General features: G+C 72.8%; 10 protein-coding genes. 4 read left to right on the top strand and 6 right to left on the bottom strand.

From position 1 onward, the window contains the following. The first annotated feature begins 117 nt into the window (after window positions 1-117). Window positions 118-1,698, top strand: a complete 1,581-nt coding sequence (locus tag J2S43_RS08965) for a discoidin domain-containing protein (protein ID WP_306828320.1) — start codon at window positions 118-120, stop codon at window positions 1,696-1,698. Between the two features lie 41 nt (window positions 1,699-1,739). On the opposite strand, the gene J2S43_RS08960 is transcribed toward J2S43_RS08965, so the two are convergent. The 3 genes from J2S43_RS08960 to J2S43_RS08950 form a co-directional block, all read right to left on the bottom strand. Then, complete coding sequence (locus J2S43_RS08960; RefSeq protein ID WP_306828318.1) at window positions 1,740-2,396, bottom strand: hypothetical protein; 657 nt, start codon at window positions 2,394-2,396, stop codon at window positions 1,740-1,742. An 89-nt stretch (window positions 2,397-2,485) separates the two neighbouring features. Then, on the bottom strand, window positions 2,486-3,700 hold the full coding sequence (locus J2S43_RS08955; RefSeq protein WP_306828317.1) for an oxygenase MpaB family protein: 1,215 nt from the start codon (window positions 3,698-3,700) through the stop codon (window positions 2,486-2,488). A 161-nt stretch (window positions 3,701-3,861) separates the two neighbouring features. After that, window positions 3,862-7,107, bottom strand: a complete 3,246-nt coding sequence (locus J2S43_RS08950; protein WP_306828316.1) for an ATP-binding protein — start codon at window positions 7,105-7,107, stop codon at window positions 3,862-3,864. 238 nt (window positions 7,108-7,345) lie between these two features. Here J2S43_RS08950 and J2S43_RS08945 point away from each other — a divergent pair, with 238 nt between their 5' ends. Then, window positions 7,346-8,020 carry a DUF998 domain-containing protein gene (locus tag J2S43_RS08945; protein ID WP_306828315.1) on the top strand — a complete coding sequence of 225 codons (675 nt, stop codon included), beginning with the start codon at window positions 7,346-7,348 and terminating at the stop codon, window positions 8,018-8,020. 61 nt (window positions 8,021-8,081) lie between these two features. Here the strand turns inward: J2S43_RS08945 and J2S43_RS08940 are convergent, their stop codons facing one another. Both J2S43_RS08940 and J2S43_RS08935 read right to left on the bottom strand, forming a co-directional pair. Next, a complete protein-coding gene (locus J2S43_RS08940; protein ID WP_306828314.1) occupies window positions 8,082-11,429 on the bottom strand; it encodes a 3-keto-alpha-glucoside-1,2-lyase-like domain-containing protein in 3,348 nt (1,115 codons plus the stop codon). Between the two features lie 43 nt (window positions 11,430-11,472). After that, on the bottom strand, window positions 11,473-12,090 hold the full coding sequence (locus J2S43_RS08935; protein ID WP_306828313.1) for a hypothetical protein: 618 nt from the start codon (window positions 12,088-12,090) through the stop codon (window positions 11,473-11,475). A gap of 106 nt (window positions 12,091-12,196) precedes the next feature. Here J2S43_RS08935 and J2S43_RS08930 point away from each other — a divergent pair, with 106 nt between their 5' ends. Together J2S43_RS08930 and J2S43_RS08925 are read left to right on the top strand one after the other, a co-directional pair. Further along, the gene (locus J2S43_RS08930; protein WP_306828311.1) at window positions 12,197-13,444 is read left to right on the top strand and encodes a sensor histidine kinase; all 1,248 of its coding nucleotides are present in this window, start codon (window positions 12,197-12,199) and stop codon (window positions 13,442-13,444) included. Next, window positions 13,441-14,088: a response regulator gene (locus J2S43_RS08925; RefSeq protein WP_306828310.1), complete on the top strand. Its 648-nt coding sequence runs from the start codon at window positions 13,441-13,443 to the stop codon at window positions 14,086-14,088. The genes J2S43_RS08930 and J2S43_RS08925 overlap by 4 nt, the downstream gene beginning before the upstream one ends. A 104-nt stretch (window positions 14,089-14,192) precedes the next feature. On the opposite strand, the gene J2S43_RS08920 is transcribed toward J2S43_RS08925, so the two are convergent. Further along, a complete protein-coding gene (locus tag J2S43_RS08920; RefSeq protein ID WP_306828309.1) occupies window positions 14,193-15,347 on the bottom strand; it encodes a TetR/AcrR family transcriptional regulator in 1,155 nt (384 codons plus the stop codon). Window positions 15,348-15,356 lie beyond the last annotated feature (9 nt).

The raw sequence follows: 15,356 nt of genomic DNA, 5'->3' as shown, positions 1-15,356 counted from the left end.
CTGTAAGTCTCCTTCCCGGATTTCAGCGATGTTCATCGACGTTCAGGATCGGGGGTGCGCGGGCGCCCGGATCGCCATCATCTCTGGCGTCCCTCGTCACTCCCGGAAGGGGAACCTGTGCATACCGTAACCCGCGGGGCGCTCGTCGCTCTGCTCGGCGTGGCCGTGACGGCCGCCGCCCCGGTGCTGCCCGCACACGCGGCCACCGCCCCGCCCACCTCGGTGCCCCCGGTCTCGCAGATCGACCAAGAGCTCTACAACCGGATGCTGAACGTGCTGGACCCGGCGCTCGAGGTCGCGGTCGACACCCAGATGCGGGTGCTGGTCCGCAACGCCGTCGCCCGGCAGTTCGACGGCGACACCAACACGCTGTGGTCGACCGTGATCCAGGAGGCCGAGGAGGCCGGCGTCGCCGACCCGAACGCGCCGAGCTGGCAGCAGCTCAAGAACGCGGTCGCGAACTTCCAGGGCGTGCTCGGGTACGACTACGAGCCGCAGATCTACATCCCGAACTGGGGCGAGGGCGTCTACGCCGGCTCGGCCGTGACCGTGACCGTGGCCCCGGCGAGCGAGACCGCCGCCAGCGCGCCCGGCTACCGCATCGACCAGTACGGCAACGTCTCGCAGATCACCGTGGACGAGGCGTACGCGGACGTCAACGAGGTGTGGGTGCTGTCCGTCAACGAGCGGATCAGGGAGGGCGGCGGGATCGAGACCGCGCTGCCGGACGCGGTGGACACGAAGGCCGGACCCGAGGCACCGGCCGCCGGGGCCGGCATGGGCACGAGCGCGGTCTGCAACCCGACCGGCCTGCGCAACCCGAAGGGCGCGGAGTACTTCCGGCGCTGGAAGGTCACCAACGACAACTTCGGCGAGCTCTTCGAGGGCAAGCGGGAGATGCGCATGGTCATCATCACCAGCAACGGGTTCGTGCTGCGCAACCACTACTTCTCCAAGGTGAAGAAGAAGCACGTCAAGAACTGGCAGGACACCGAAACGTTCATCACCACCTGGGACCAGTCCGTCTACGGCAGCGTGATGGCCTACCAGTGGTACGAGGTGGACGGCGGCAAGACCGTCAACACCACGGTCAGCGTTCCGTTGCAGGGCGGCGGCTCGGTCAGCACCACCATCTCCAAGCAGGAGAAGGATGACGAGGCCGGCTCCGCGGTCGTCTACTTCGGAGAGTCGACCTACACCACGTACGACACCTCGAGGGTCGCGTTCGAGGTGTGCAGCCAGGGCGGTGACGGCGGCACCGGCGGCGACCAGAACTTCGCCTGCGGCGCGCTCGCGTCCGCGTCGTCCACGTACCCGCACGAGGGCTACGCGCCGTCCCGGGTCACCGACTGCAACAAGGACACCCGGCTCGGCGGGCCCTACAGCTGGTCGAACGCGGCCACGCTCTACCCGCCGACGAACCCGCAGTGGGTGCAGGCCGACTTCGGCGTGGAGCGGACGGTCCGGCGCGTGGTCGTCTACACCAGCGCGGGATACCCGATCCGGGACTACGACGTGCAGGTGTGGAACGGCCTGAACTACCTGACCGTGGCCGAGGTGCGCGGTAACACCGCACTGCAGGTCACGTCCACGTTCTCGCTCCGAAACACCCGCCTGATCCGCATCCTCGGCCGCAGCGGCCCGGCCCACCAGCAGCTCCACGTCCGCGTCAACGAACTCGAGGCGTACGCCAACTGATCCGGCCCGGCCCGCGGGACCCTCGGGCCCCGCGGGCCGGCTCAACCGCGCTCACCGGCCGCGGCACGGGACCCCGCGGCCGGTGCGGACCAGGTGCGCCGGCGGGCCAGGACCACGACGACCAGGACGATCGACAGCAGCGGCATCGGGTGGCCGAGCACGAAGGCGAGCCCGAGGTCGAGGAGGCCGCCCAGCACCGCGGCGACGAAGACCCAGGCCGGCCCGGTGCCGCCACCCCGCCTGCGGCGGCGGCCGACGGTCCCCCACGGCTTCGCGATCGACAGCCAGCCCTGGAACGCGATGGCGGAGGCCATCAGCGCGGTCGCGGCCACCTGAAGCGGCACCGGGCCGGTGACGGCCGACTCCTGCAACTGCGGCGAGAGCAGGAAGATGCCGGCGTACAGCTGAATGATCGTGATGGTGAACTTGGTCAGCACCCACCAGTGCCGGAAGAACCCCCACGGCGTCGCGGCCGACAGCATGATCCCGGTGAACGCGGAGACGTCGGCCATCGGCCCGAGCAGCCGCCCGTCCGTGGCCAGCGACATGCTGGTGGAGGCCGCGCGGACGGCCGGATCGTCGGTCACCAGCCCGGTGGCCAGCATGACGCACAGGGCCATGGCCTGCGCCATCCACCCGGCCGAACTGAGCACGTGCAGCCACACCGTCAGCTGCCGCCAGCGCTTCCGATTCTCCACACCGCCCATCGTCGCGACCCACCACGCCGATGCCATCCGGAATGATATGTAGCCTGCCTACGGGTTTCCCCGGAGGCAGGCTGATCCCGTCAGGTGCCGGGCCGGTTCGCGGTGGGGATGGTGATCGGGGTGTAGGTCGGTGAGGTGCCGTTGTTGAGGAAGAGCATGGCCAGCGCGCGCACGAAACGGTCGAACATGGAGAAGCCCTCCGGGACCAGGGGTGACAGGCCCTCGCGGAACGCCACGTAGGCGGGCCAGCCGACCTGGATCAGGCCGCGGGACACCGGGTCGCGGCGAAGGCCCAGCCAGTCGCCGATCCGGTCGCTGAGCACGTAGCGGACGAACTCGTTGAGGAAGCCGCGGGTGACGCCCAGGTCGATCTGCGCGGTCAGGCCGAGCAGGACCTCGGCCAGGTCGACGCCCTCCGGCGTGGGTGCGAGCAGCGGAGTCAGCGCGTACCGCGACTGCTGCTCCGCGGCGGCCCAGGTCGCCGGGATGAAGTCGGCACGCACGCCCAGCAGGTGCAGTGCCACCTGCCACTGATGCAGGTACGCCGTCTCCTCCGCGGCGGACATCCGGATGCCCCAGGACTTGAGCTTGCCGTAGACGAACGTGCCCAGGCTGTGGAACGTGATCAGGATGTCGCCGTTGCTGATCGGGATGAAATCCTGGTCGTCGGTGACCGCGCGCCACGGCGCGGACTGCGGCAGCAGGTGCCGCACCGCCGCGTGGGTCAGCCGGGTCTTGTTCGACGTGACCACGAAGTGCCCGGACGGGGTGAACGCGTCGGTCGCGCTCAGGTCGTAGCCGTAGGTGAACGTCTTGGCCGCGCGGGCCTTCATGTCGGAGCCGCCCTCGGACCAGTAGACGTTGCGCGCCTCCCTGGGGATGACCGTGCTCATGATGCCGCTGCCCAGCCCGTACAGCAGGAACAGGTACAACCCCATCCGCTCGTTGAACCGCGCGGCCCGGTCGAGCTTGGCCCGGTCGGCCCAGGCGGGCAGCTTGTTGTGCTGCTGAAGGAACGCCGTGAGGTCGGACGGGAACGCGGCCGGCAGCGGGTCGCCGTTCTTCACCCAGGACTCCATCGCGGCGTTGACGGCCGGGATCTCGCCGCGGGTGAGCAGCGACGCGACCAGCGGATCGGTGGCGTCGTCCCAGACGCCCCACGGGTCGTCGACCGCGTCGGTGCCGGCGATCGACCCGGCGGACGACCAGGCCCACGCGGTGGAGGGCGCTGCCACGCCCGCCAGGCCGAGCGCCGCGCCCAGCGTCAGGACGCGTCGTCTGTTGAGATTCTCCATTCGCTTCCACCTGCTTCCCGAGTGACCGGATGTCGCCTTCGAGCAACGGTCTTCGCGGGTGAGACGGGCATGTCACCACGGACACCGTCATGTGATTTTCCATTAACATAGCGACGCCTGAGATCATCGGCAAGGGCGAATATCCGCACGATGAGCGGCCGTCATCGCGATGACGGTGCGGCGGCGGACACCGCGGTCCGCGGGTCCAGATGCCAGCCCTCCGTGTACGCGGCGGTGAACGCGGCCTCGCCCAGCGCGGCCTGGGCCCGCCGGGCCACGTCGCGCACCTGCGGATCGGTGTGGTCGTGGGTGCCTCGCAGCCGGGCGGCGGTGCCGAGCAGAACGGCCGCCTCGGGATGCCGTCCGCGTGCCTCGGCGAGTTCCGCTCCGTGCACCGCCACCGCGGCCATGAGCGGCAGCTCCCGGGTGGCCAGCGCGGCCGCGTACGCCTCTCGCAGCGCCTCCGCCGCGCCGGGCAGGTCGCCCCGCGCCACACGGAGTGAGACCCGCGTCCCGGTGACCAGTGCCCGGGTGTGGTCCGTGGCCGGCGCGGCGTCGCCGAGCAGCGCACCGGCCCGGTCGAGGTCGGGGTCGGGGTCGGGGTCGGGGTCGGGGTCGGGGTCGCCGAGCAGCGCACCGGCCCGGTCCAGGTCGCCGAGCCGGATCCGCAGGGCGGCGTCCCGGGCGTCGATCCGTGCGGGCAGGTCGGCGTGGGACACGTGCCGGGCGCGGTCCCGCGCGGACGCGATCGCCGCCGCCGCACGGCCGGTGTCGCCGTGCCGCAGATGCAGGTCGGCCCGGAGCAGATCGCTGTGGATCTGGTCGCCGAGGCCGGGCGTGCCGAACTCCGCCGTCAGGGCCCGGGCCTCGCGGAGGTCGGCCAGCGCGCCGTTCACGTCACGGTAACGCCGGATCCGCGCGCGCATCGGCAGCACCGCGGCCCGGCACCATCGGTCGCCGCACCGCCGGAAGCGGTCCAGGGACGCCTCCACGTGGACGAGCATCCGTTCGGCCTGTCCCAGGTTCTCGGCGATCTCGGCGAGGAACAGGTGAGCCAGGCCGGCCGTCCAAGGATCATCGCCGTCGGCCAGCTGCCGGAAGTCCGCGAGGGAGGCCGGCTCGTCCAGGAGGAAGAGCAGCATCGGGCCGAGCGCACGGTAGTGGCCCCGCAGGTCCGGGCGGGCGCGGAGCCGATCGGCCAGCCGCGCCTGATCCTCCTCGTCCCCGTCCGCGGTGCTGCCCGGCATGGCGTCCGCTCGGTTGATCAGGTAGGCCGCGTGAACGCAGTCCCGATCGCCCGCGGGTGCGGTCTCCGGCATGGTCAGGGTCTCGCCGAGCCAGTAGGTGGCCTCGGAGTGCCGTCCGGACATCTGCCAGAACCAGGTCAGGTGCAGCGCGAGGCGGGTGGCGCCGGCGGAGTCGCGCACGGTGTGGAGGTGGCGCAGGGCGGCGAGCGCGTTGTCGTACTCCGCGCCGATCGCCCTGAGCGCCGCCGGCTGACCGTCGCCGCGCAGCCGGGGATCGCCGCGAACCACGAGCGCGGTGACGTGATCGGCGGCCAGGTCGCGGACCGTGCCGAGCTCTCCGGCGGCGCGGAGGCGGCCGGCGCCGTACTCGCGGATGGTCTCCAGCATGCGGTACCGGCCGGTGTGCGGGACGAGCTGGAGCAGTGACCGGTCGACGAGCGCGGCGAGCAGGTCGGCGATCGCGTCGGCGGGAACGGTGGTGCCGGCGCACAGCGCGGACGCCGACTCCCGGGTGACGCCGCCGGGCAGGACGGAGATGCGTTCCGCGACGGTACGTTCGTGCGCGTCGAGCAGCTCCCAGCTCCAGGCGATCACCGCGCGCAGGGTGCGGTGCCGGGGCGGAGCCGTCCGGCTGCCGGCGTTCAGCAGCCGGAACCGGTCGGTGAGCCCGTCCGCGAGGCCGGGTAGCGACAGGGTGCGGAGCCGGGCGGCGGCCAGTTCGAGCGCGAGCGGTAACCCGTCCAGGCCGCGCACCACACGGACGATGTCGGGCAGCGTGGCCTCGTCGATGCCGAAGCCGGGACGCACGGCCACGGCCCGGTCGGCGAACAGCCGCATCGCCTCGGCCTCGCGGGCCTGCGCGACGGTGGCGTCCGGGCCGGGCAGCGGGAGCGGGGCCAGCGGCACGAGCGCCTCACCGTCGATCGCCAGGGGTTCGCGGCTGGTGGCCAGGATCCGCAGCCCGGGGCACCGGGACAGCAGTGCCGTGGCCAGATGGGCGACCGCGTCGATCAGGTGCTCGCAGTTGTCGAGCAGCAGCAGGCCGTCCCGGCCACCGAGTTCGCCGGCGAGCAGCGCCAGTTCGTCGCCGGGCTCCGGCCGGTGGTCGTCGCGCAGGCGGCCGGCCCGCAGGCCGATCCCGGTGAGGACGGCGGCGGCGAGCTTCGCCGGTTCGGTGACGGACGCGAGGTCGGCGAACCACACGCCGTCACGGAACGCGGGGCCGTGCCGCCGGGCCGCCTCCAGCGCGAGCCGGGTCTTGCCGACGCCGCCCGGGCCGAGGACGGTGACCAGGCGTCCGCCGTCGAGCAGCGCGCGGGCCCGGGCCAGGTCCCGGGCACGGCCGATGAAGCTGGTCACCGGCGCGGGCAGGGCCGCGACCGGTGCGACGGCGGGCGGCGGCACGTCCGGATCGGTGCCGCGCAGTAGGCGGAGATGGCGTTCCCGCAGGGCGGTTCCCGGGTCCGCGCCGAGCGTGCCGGCCAGGCTCTCGCGGATCCGCTCGTAGACGGCCAGCGCCTCCGCCTGGCGGCCCTGCGCGGTGAGCGCGTCCATCAGCAGCCCGGCCGCCCGCTCGTGGCCCGGATGCCCGGCCAGCACGCCGGCGAGCCGGTCGGCGGCCGCGTCCGGCCGGTGCAGCGCCGACTCCGCCGCGGCGAGGTCGACGACCGCGTCGGCCGACACCCGCGCCAGCCGGGTCGCTACCGCCGGCGCGACCGCGACGACGGCCGCCGGTTCGCCCCACAGCGTCACCGCCTCGGTGAGCGCGGTGTGTGCCGCCGCGGGATCGCCGGCCCGCAGCCGCTCCCGGCCGGCGGCGGCCAGCCGCTCGAACCGCAGCACGTCCACGTCGGCGGGGTCCACCGCCAGCCGGTATCCGCCCGTGACCTGCACGATCACGTCTCGTGCGGCTCCGGCCGGAGTGAGCGCCCGGCGCAGCCGGGAGACGAGGTTCTGCAGCGCGGCGGCGGGACCGTCCGGCGGCTCCTCCGCCCAGACCGCCTCGATCAGCACGCCCGGCTCGACCGGGTGGCCGCCGGCGAGGGCCAGCCGCACCAGCAGTCCCCGCAGCCGCGCACCGGCGACCGGCAGGACCGTCGCACCACGCGCCACCCGGAACGCGCCGAGCACCGTGACCCGAAGCCGGGCATCGCCGTCCATCTCCTGATCTTCGCGCGGCCCGCACGGAAAGCCCAGCGCGGCCCGCGCGGAAAGCCCAGCGCGGCCCGCACGGAAAGCCCAGCGCGGCCCGCACGGAAAGCCCAGCGCGGCCCGCACGGAAAGCCCGGCGCGGCCCGCACGGAAAGCCCGGCGCGGCGATCGCGGTGTTAGCGCCGTGTCAGCGCGGTGGGAGCGGCCGCGTCCAGTCTTCACCGCACCGGAGCACCAGGAGGAGATCGTGAACGGCATTCGACAGCGTCGCGGAGCGGGAGCGGCGTTCATCGCCAGCGGCGCCGTGTTCTTCGTCGCCGAATTCATCGCCGCGGCCGCATGGACGGACCCGCCCTACAGCTACACCCATCACTTCATCAGCAACCTGGGGGTACGCGGGCCCCTCACCGCGTTCGGCCAGTACATCTACTCGCCGCTCGCGCCGGTGATGAACACCGGCGTCTTCCTGGTGGGGCTCGCCGCGCTGGCCGGCGTCGCCCTGCTCCGCGGGTTGCCGGGCGGGCGGCGCGTCGCGCTGATCGTGACGGCGGCGGTGCTGGCCGCCGGCATGATCCTGGTGGCGCTGTTCCCCGGGACCGGCGACGACGGCACGGGCGACTACCACGGGATGGGCGCCGCGCTCGCCTTCGTCAGCGGCAACGTGCTCTCCATCCTGCTGGGCGGCGCCCGCCGGTTCCTCGGCGTCCCGGCCGGGACGGGCCGGGCGCTCGTGCTGTCCGGGGTGCTCGGCCTGATCTCGGTGGTGGCCTTCGGCGCGATCCTCGCCTCGGATGCCGGCGTCCTCATCGGACTCGCCGAGCGCGGCATCGTCTACCCGTTCCTCCTCGGCTTCATCCTCCTCGGCGCGACGATCCTCACGCGCGGGCGTTCGGGCCGGGCGGCGGAGGCGACCCGCGGCTGACCGTGCCCCACGGCCGGCCGGGTGCGCGGTGAGAGCGCACCCGGCCGGCCGTGGGAAACCGCTAGGCCGGTTCGATCCAGATGTTGCGGTAGCGGACGTTCGCGCCCGGATCGCCGTGGTCCTGGAGGCGGATCGGCAGCGCGGCCGGGCTCTCCGCCGCGCCGGCGCCGGTCGGGCCGTCGATCGCGACGTCGTTGTGCACGGTCACGCCGTTCCAGACCACGGTGACCCGCGCGTTCTCGGTCTTCGTGGTCCCGTTCCAGCGGGCCGCCCGGAACGTGACGTCGTAGGTCTGCCACGTCTCCGGTGCGGTCGCCGCGTTCGACGACGGCGCGCGCTTGAGGTAGATCGCGCCGGCGTCGTCCGCGGCCGGGACCGCCTTGCCGTACGAGTCGAGCACCTGCAACTCGTACCGGTCCTGGAGGTAGATGCCGCTGTTCGCGCGCGCCTGACCGGTCACATCGGCCGGCAGGTTCGGCAGCCAGAACTCGACGTGCAGCTTGAAGTCGCCGTACGCCTGCTTGGTCCGGATGTCGCCGCCGAGCACCTCGGCCGAGCCGCCGGAGACCGGCCAGGTCACCGCGCTGCCGTCACCGTTGCGGAACGCGCCCAGGTTGCCGCCGTCGAAGAGCGTGACCCGGCTCGGCCCGTTGTGCGTCCAGCGCTGCTGTGCCACGTTCGACCACGTCCACAGCTGCACCGGCGTGCCGTCCGCGGTCGCGCCGCCGGCCACGTCGAGGACCTTGCCGGACTGCGGGTTGACCAGCGCGCCGTCGGCTCGGGCCTGCCACGCCTGTGCGGCGCTGTTGTTGCAGGTCCACAGCTGCACCCTGGTCCCGTCCGCGGTGCCGGAGTTGGACACGTCCAGGCACTTGCCGAGCGCCCGCAGTGTGTCGCCCTCCCGCGTCCAGCTCTGCGCGGTCGAGTTGTTGCACGTGTAGAGCTGCACCTTGGCGCCGTCCGCGATGCTGGCGTTGTCGACGTCCAGGCACTTGCCGCCGAGCCCGGTGATCGTGCCGGTGCCGGTGGTCGCGGCCGTGGCGTTGCCGACGGTCAGGCTGTCCAGGTTGACGTGCCCGGTGTCGGCGGCGTCCACCCGGTACCCGACCGTGTTCGCCCCCGCCCGCAGCGTCACCGAGTCGGCCTGGGTCGCCCACGTGTCCCAGTTCGCGGTGCTGGGCAGGCTGACCTGCTTCACCCGCGCCCCGTTCACGTACACACTCATGGTCTTGGTCATTTGTGAGGGGTTGGGGCCGTTGCTGTAGCGCAGCGAGATCGGGTAGGTCCCGGCGGTCTGCACGTTGACGGTGAACGTGGTGGCGGATCCGGCCGCGCCGTGCCCGGCGGAGAAGCCGGTGCCGGTGTAGCCGGGGTGGTCGGTGCCGACCGAGGTGCTGCCGGTGAGCCCGGAGTTCTCGGCCTCGACCAGGCCGGACTTCAGCGTGGTGCCGTTGGCCAGGCTGTTCAGCGTGTACCACGCCTCGGTGCTCCACAGTGACTGGTTTGACGTGGAGGTGAACGGGCGCGGCGAGCGCACGTGCACGACCCGGCCCGGCTTGAGACCGGCCAGCTTGAGCGTCACCTTCAGCCGGTCCGCGGACAGCGTGGCCGAGGTGACGGACAGCGTCTCCTCGTCCACCTTCGGGCCGCCGTAGGCCGGTGTCGGCACGTAGCGCCACTGCTTGGCCCGGTAGCGCGAGGCCAGCTGCGCCGCGGTCGCGTCCGAGACCGGCTGGGTGTATTCGAACTCGAAGCCGTCCGCGATCGCCTTCATCGACTTGATGTCGAAGACGCTGTTGTTGTTCGGGACGAGTTTCTGCAGGCCGTAGGTGAGTTTTCCCTCCTGGCCCCAGTTGCCGCCCGCGCCGAGCCCGCCGACGTAGAGCGCGCCGTCCGGGCCCTGACTCAGCCGCAGCACGCCCATCTCCAGGCCCTGCGTCATCCGGAACACCGCGCCCTGGTACTGGCCGCCGACCTTCTCCAGAAAGCCGCGCTGAATGCCGCCGTAGGTCACGTCACCGAAGAGCATCTGGCCCGCGTACGGCCCGGAGTTGAGCATGATCGGTGTGCTCGGCGAGTTCGCGATCTCGTTCTGCGGCAGCCACAGCACCGGCTGGGTGACCGGCTGCAGGTCGAACGGCCCGTCCGGGTTGGTGTAGTGGCCGAAGAACCGATCCGGCTTGACCTGCACCAGCTTCGACGACGGCAGCCAGCCGCCCTGGTTGTCCAGCACGAAGATGTCGCCCTCAGGACCGAAATTCAAGCCATTGGGGGTACGGAGGCCGCCCGCGATGTACTGCACCGCTCCGGTGGCCCGGTTGATCTTCACGGTGGTGCCCCGGTTCGGCGAGCCCTGCGGATCCGTGGTGGCGCCGCCCAGGTTGATCGACACGGACAGGTTCAGGTAGAAGAACCCGTCCTGGTAGAGCAGCCCGAACGCGAACTCGTGGAAGTTACCGTCGAACGGCCAGGTCGCCACCCGCCGGTACTGGTCGATCGTGCCGTCGCCGTTGGTGTCGTCGAGCTCGGTCAGCTCGTGCTTCTGCGACACGTAGATCTTGCCGTCGACGATCTTCAAGCCCATCGGCTCCCGCAGCCCGGTCGCGATCCGCCGGTAGGTGACCTGCGGGTTCGCGCCGGTCACGCCGCTGAGGACGTAGACCTCGCCGGCCGTGGTCTCGCTGCCGCCCCAGGTCGCGATGGCCAGCCGCCCGTCCGGGAACCAGTCCATCGCGCTCACCTGCGGCTGGAACCCGGCCGGGCGCAGGTTCGCCAGCGTGTAACCGGGGTGCACGCCGGTCAGTGGCAGGCCGTCACCGGGCGAGTCGCCGGCGCTCTCGCACTCCTTGCGCCCCGGCGCGGTCACCCGCACCACGCCCGAGTCCGTGCTCAGTGCCGTGTTCGGCACCAGGGAGAACGCGGTCGCGCCCGGCGGCCGCCAGTCCAGCGTGAGCTGCTGGCCGCCGTCCCGGTCGAAGTAGTCGATGTGCAGCGAGTGGTAGCCGGTGGTCAGCGCGACCGTGCCCTCCACCGGCGTCGCCCCGTGCGCGCCGTCGTTGTTGATCACGGTCGTGCCGTCGATCCGCAGCCGCGAGCCGTCGTCGCTGGTCAGCCGGAACCCGTACGTACCCGCGGCGGTGATGTTGATGTTGCCGATCACCTCGGACTGGAAGAAGTTGTCGACGCCGAAATCCGCCGCGGCCGACCAGTTGATCGTCGGCATCAGCCTGTCCACGTTCGGCGTCTGACCGGGCTTGAGCGTGCAGAGCGAGTCACGCGACGCCTGCAGATCGAACGTCCGCAACGTGACCCCCGGCTCCTGCGGCGGCACGTCCGCCGCCACAGCCGGTAAGGCGGGCACCAGCCCCGCGAGCGTGGCGGCGGCGAGCAGCACAATCCGTGTCTTCATCGGACCACCCCAGACCTCGACATAAATCGATGTCTGGGGGACGCTAGACCTCTTTTGCTCGTACGTCCATAACTTCCGCACGATTATCGAAAAGTTTGTTTCCAGAAGCGGCCCGCGCGGCGACTCCCGGCAATGCCGCCGACATCCACAGCACGCCGGCGGAGCCGAGCAGCAGGCCGGTCAAGTAGGTCCACTCCGGCACGGAGGTGCGGAGCGCGGCCGCGCTCAGGCCGATGACGTAGAGCGCGAGCGCGGCGCGCGGGAGCACGCCGGCGCGCCACGAGGCCGCGCCGAAGAGCAGCACGCCGGCCAGGAACGTCAGCGCCACCACCAGGAAATATGGCCGGCCGGGGGCGAGCAGGGCGGGCGCGTCGTGGAACCGCAGGACCGCGTGGGTGAGGAACTCGATGGCGAACAGGCCACTCAGGCCGAGGTGATTGAGGACGAAACCGGCCAGGCCGAGTCGGCCGGCCTGGCGGCGTTGCACGAGGTAGAGCGCGGTCAGCGTGAAGAGCAGCAGCGCGGTCGCGGGTGGGGCGAGCGCATGGGTCAGCGCGTTGTCGGGGAGCAGGCCGGCTCGGCGGGCGACGGCCAGCACGGTCAGTGTGCCGCCGGTCAGGCCGGCGACGGCGGCGAGGCGGTACAGCATCGTGTCGGTCATGCCGGTCAGCGTGCCGGGGCGGCGGCCGTGCCCGGCAGTACCGACCGGCCAAGGGCGGGGCACATGACGAACGGCAGGGTGGTGCCGCGGTCCTACTGTGGCGGGCATGCGCGCGATGGCGTCCGGGCTCTACCTCGTCGTGCTGGCGGCCGGCCTCGGCTATCCGGCGCCGGCCGCCTCGCCCGCGCGCCTGGTGGTCTTCGCGGTCGCGATCGCCGCGCTGCTGCTCATCGAGTGGATTCCCGAGGGGCCGCCGATCCCGCTGCTGGCCGCGCGACTCGCGCTGTATGCCGCGGTCGCGGTCGCGGACCCGGGCGGATTCGGCCGCGCGCTGTTCATCCTGGCGCCGTTCTTCGCCTACGTCACGCTCGGCCGGCGCGCCGCGATCACGATCGCCGCGGCCTGCATGCTCGTCGCGTCCGTGCAAGCCGCGCGCGCCCCGGCGTGGCACACCGATCAGGAGGCGGTCTCCGACCTGCTGATGTTCGGAATCGGCCTGGTGCTGACGCTGGTCACCGCGGAGGTCGCGGACGGTCAGCGGCGCAGCCGGGAGCGCGCGGAACGCCTGGTCGGTGAGCTGCGTACGGCGCAGCGGCAGGTCGCCCAGCTGAGCGCGGCGGCCGAACGCCACCGGCTGGCCCGCGACATCCACGACAGCGTCGGCCACCACCTGACCGCGGTCAGCGTGCAACTGGCCAAGGCGGAGGCGTTCCGCTCCCGGGATCCGGCCGTCGCGGACCGCGCCGTACTGGACGCGCGCGCGGCCGCGACGCGGGCGCTGCAGGAGGTGCGCACGTCCGTCAGCGCGCTGCGCACCGCATCGTTCTCGCTGGCGGACGCGGTCGAAGAGCTCGCCGGAGGGCTGGACGACGCCGGCTTCGAAGTCACGGTCACCCGCACCGGCGGCGAGAGCGGGCACGCCCGGCACGGCCTGGAGGCGCTCTACCGGGTGACCCAGGAGGCGCTGACCAACGCCCACCGGCACGCGGGCGCCGACCGGGTCACCGTCGCGCTGTGCTTCGACGACGCGGCGACCGTCGAGATCACCGACAACGGCCGCGGCTTCACCGTGGACGACGCGGACGGCGGCGGGCTGCGCGGCATGCGGGAACGGCTGGCCGCGCTCGGCGGTACCCTCCACATCGACTCCGGGCCCGGGCGCGGCACCCGGATCACCGCACGCGTCGGCGGCGCGCCCGCTTCCGCGCCCGGCCGCGAGGACTCGAACCCCGCGCCCGGCCGCGGGGTTCGAGTCCTCGCGCGGATGGGCGGCGCCGGTGCAGCCGGGCAGACCGGCAGCGCCGGTGCAGCCGGGCCGACCGGCGGTGCTGGGCGCGGCGGTGGTGTGGCGTGACCGGCGAGGTGCGCGTGCTCGTCGCGGACGATCAGGCGCTGATCCGCGAGGGGATCGCGTCGCTGCTCGGTCTCGAACCCGGCATCGCGGTGGTCGGCGTGGCCGGGGACGGCCGGGAGGCCGTCGACCTCGCGGAACGGACCGCGCCGGACGTGGTGCTGCTGGACGTGCGCATGCCGGTCCTCGACGGCCTGAGCGCCGCGGAGCTGCTCCGCGAACGGTTGCCGTCCTGCCGGGTGCTGATGCTGACCACCTTCGACGACGAGGAGTACGTGCTGGCCGCGCTGCGCGCCGGCACCAGCGGTTATCTGCTCAAGGACCGGCCGGCCCGCGAGCTCGCCCAGGCCGTCCGTCTCGCCCACGCCGGCATCGGCCAGCACGACGACGCCGCGCTGCGCCGCCTCGCCGCCGCGCTCCCCCGTACCGCACCGCCGGTCGCGCCGCCGGTTCGCGCCGGTCTCACCGGCCGGGAGATCGACGTGTTGCGGCTGGTCGCGCAGGGCGCCACGAACCGGGAGATCGCGAGACGCCTGTTCGTCAGCGAGGGCACGGTCAAGAACCACATCTCGCACATCCTGACCCGCCTCGGCCTGCGCGACCGCACCCAGGCCGCGCTCCACGCCCGCGACCACGACCTGCTCTGACCGACGCGCCGCCCCTTCGTGTGCCGGTCGACGCCGCGGCGCGGCCTGCCGGATCGATGTCGAGCTCTCGGGCGGGAAACACCCGAACCATGGGGTGGTGATCGCTAGATCAGTGCGCCGGCCACCAGGGCGGTGACGGTGTCGCGGTTCTCTGGCGTGTCCTGCCAGCGCAGGGCGCGGCCGGTCTCGACGACCACGCCGAAACCGGCGTGGATCAGCAGCCGGGCCGCACGGGCGTCCAACTCCGGGCGGGCGGCGCGAAGCTGCTGTTCCCAGACCGCGATGTGCTCGCGCTGCGCGACGACCAGCGGGCGCCGCAGCGCGTCCGGCAGGCCGCGAACCTCGGCCTCCGCGACGCTGTTCAGCGCGTTGTGCTCGAAGCTGTAGGCGACGTAGGCCGCGATCAGCGCCGTTCGTGGGTCGGCCGGCGCGTGCAGGCTGCGGTCGACGGCCTGGGCCAGCAGGCCGGCCGCCTGCAGACACGCGGCGACCAGGATGTCGACCTTGCCGGGGTAGTGCCGGTAGATCGCGGACGGGGCCAGGCCGACCGCCTGGGCGATCTGCCCGTTGGTGACGTTGGCGAACCCGTCCCGGGCGAACAGCGGCACGGCCGCGGCCAGGATCTCCGCGCGCCGGGTGCGCGGCACCGGCCGGCCGGGCAGCTCGACCCGGGCCGCGCTGCCCACGGCGGACGCCGGATCGGTCGCGGCCACCCGCGTCGCGGACGCCAGCACCAGTTCCTCGATCCGGCGGGGTGCGATCGAGGTGTGGTGCATGGTGACCGAGCCGATCGCGCCGAGTGCGGCCACTGCCCGCAGGCGTTCGCCTGGCAGCGGATGCTCGCGGCGCACGGTCTCGGTCACCCGGCCGACGACGTGCGCGAACCTGGCCCGCAGGCGCCGCCGGTCGTCCCGGGCCAGATAGCGCGCCTCCCACCGGTAGAGGCCGCCGGAGGCGCGGTGCGCGACCGTGACCCGGGTCAGCGCGGCCAGCAGGTCCCGTAGCGGCGCGTCGGCCGGCACCGCGTCCAGCGCGCCGGCCAGCCCGTCGACCATGACGTCGGCGCAGGCGGCGAACAGCGCGTACTTGTTCGGGAAGTGCCGGTAGAGCGCGGCCGCGCTGATCCCGACGCCGCCGGCGATCTCCTCCATCGACGCCGCGTGGTAGCCGCGCTCGCTGAAGATCTGCCCGGCCGCCTCGACGATGAGCTGCCTGCGGTTGTGCGGCCGGGTGGCCGCGGCCGGGCCGGCGGACGTCATACGCCACAG

This window comes from Catenuloplanes nepalensis (assembly GCF_030811575.1).
In the GTDB taxonomy this organism is placed as follows: Bacteria; Actinomycetota; Actinomycetes; order Mycobacteriales; family Micromonosporaceae; genus Catenuloplanes; species Catenuloplanes nepalensis.
The sequence above is the reverse complement of the archived record's forward strand: the minus strand, read 5'-3'. Positions and strand labels throughout refer to the sequence as shown.

Bases quoted from the DNA above. Each gene is read 5' to 3' on its own strand.
- J2S43_RS08935 (WP_306828313.1), bottom strand. From the start codon at position 12,090: ATGACCGACACGATGCTGTACCGCCTCGCCGCCGTCGCCGGCCTGACC.
- J2S43_RS08940 (WP_306828314.1), bottom strand. From the start codon at position 11,429: ATGAAGACACGGATTGTGCTGCTCGCCGCCGCCACGCTCGCGGGGCTG.
- J2S43_RS08920 (WP_306828309.1), bottom strand. From the start codon at position 15,347: ATGACGTCCGCCGGCCCGGCCGCGGCCACCCGGCCGCACAACCGCAGG.
- J2S43_RS08950 (WP_306828316.1), bottom strand. From the start codon at position 7,107: ATGGACGGCGATGCCCGGCTTCGGGTCACGGTGCTCGGCGCGTTCCGG.
- J2S43_RS08955 (WP_306828317.1), bottom strand. From the start codon at position 3,700: ATGGAGAATCTCAACAGACGACGCGTCCTGACGCTGGGCGCGGCGCTC.
- J2S43_RS08930 (WP_306828311.1), top strand. From the start codon at position 12,197: ATGCGCGCGATGGCGTCCGGGCTCTACCTCGTCGTGCTGGCGGCCGGC.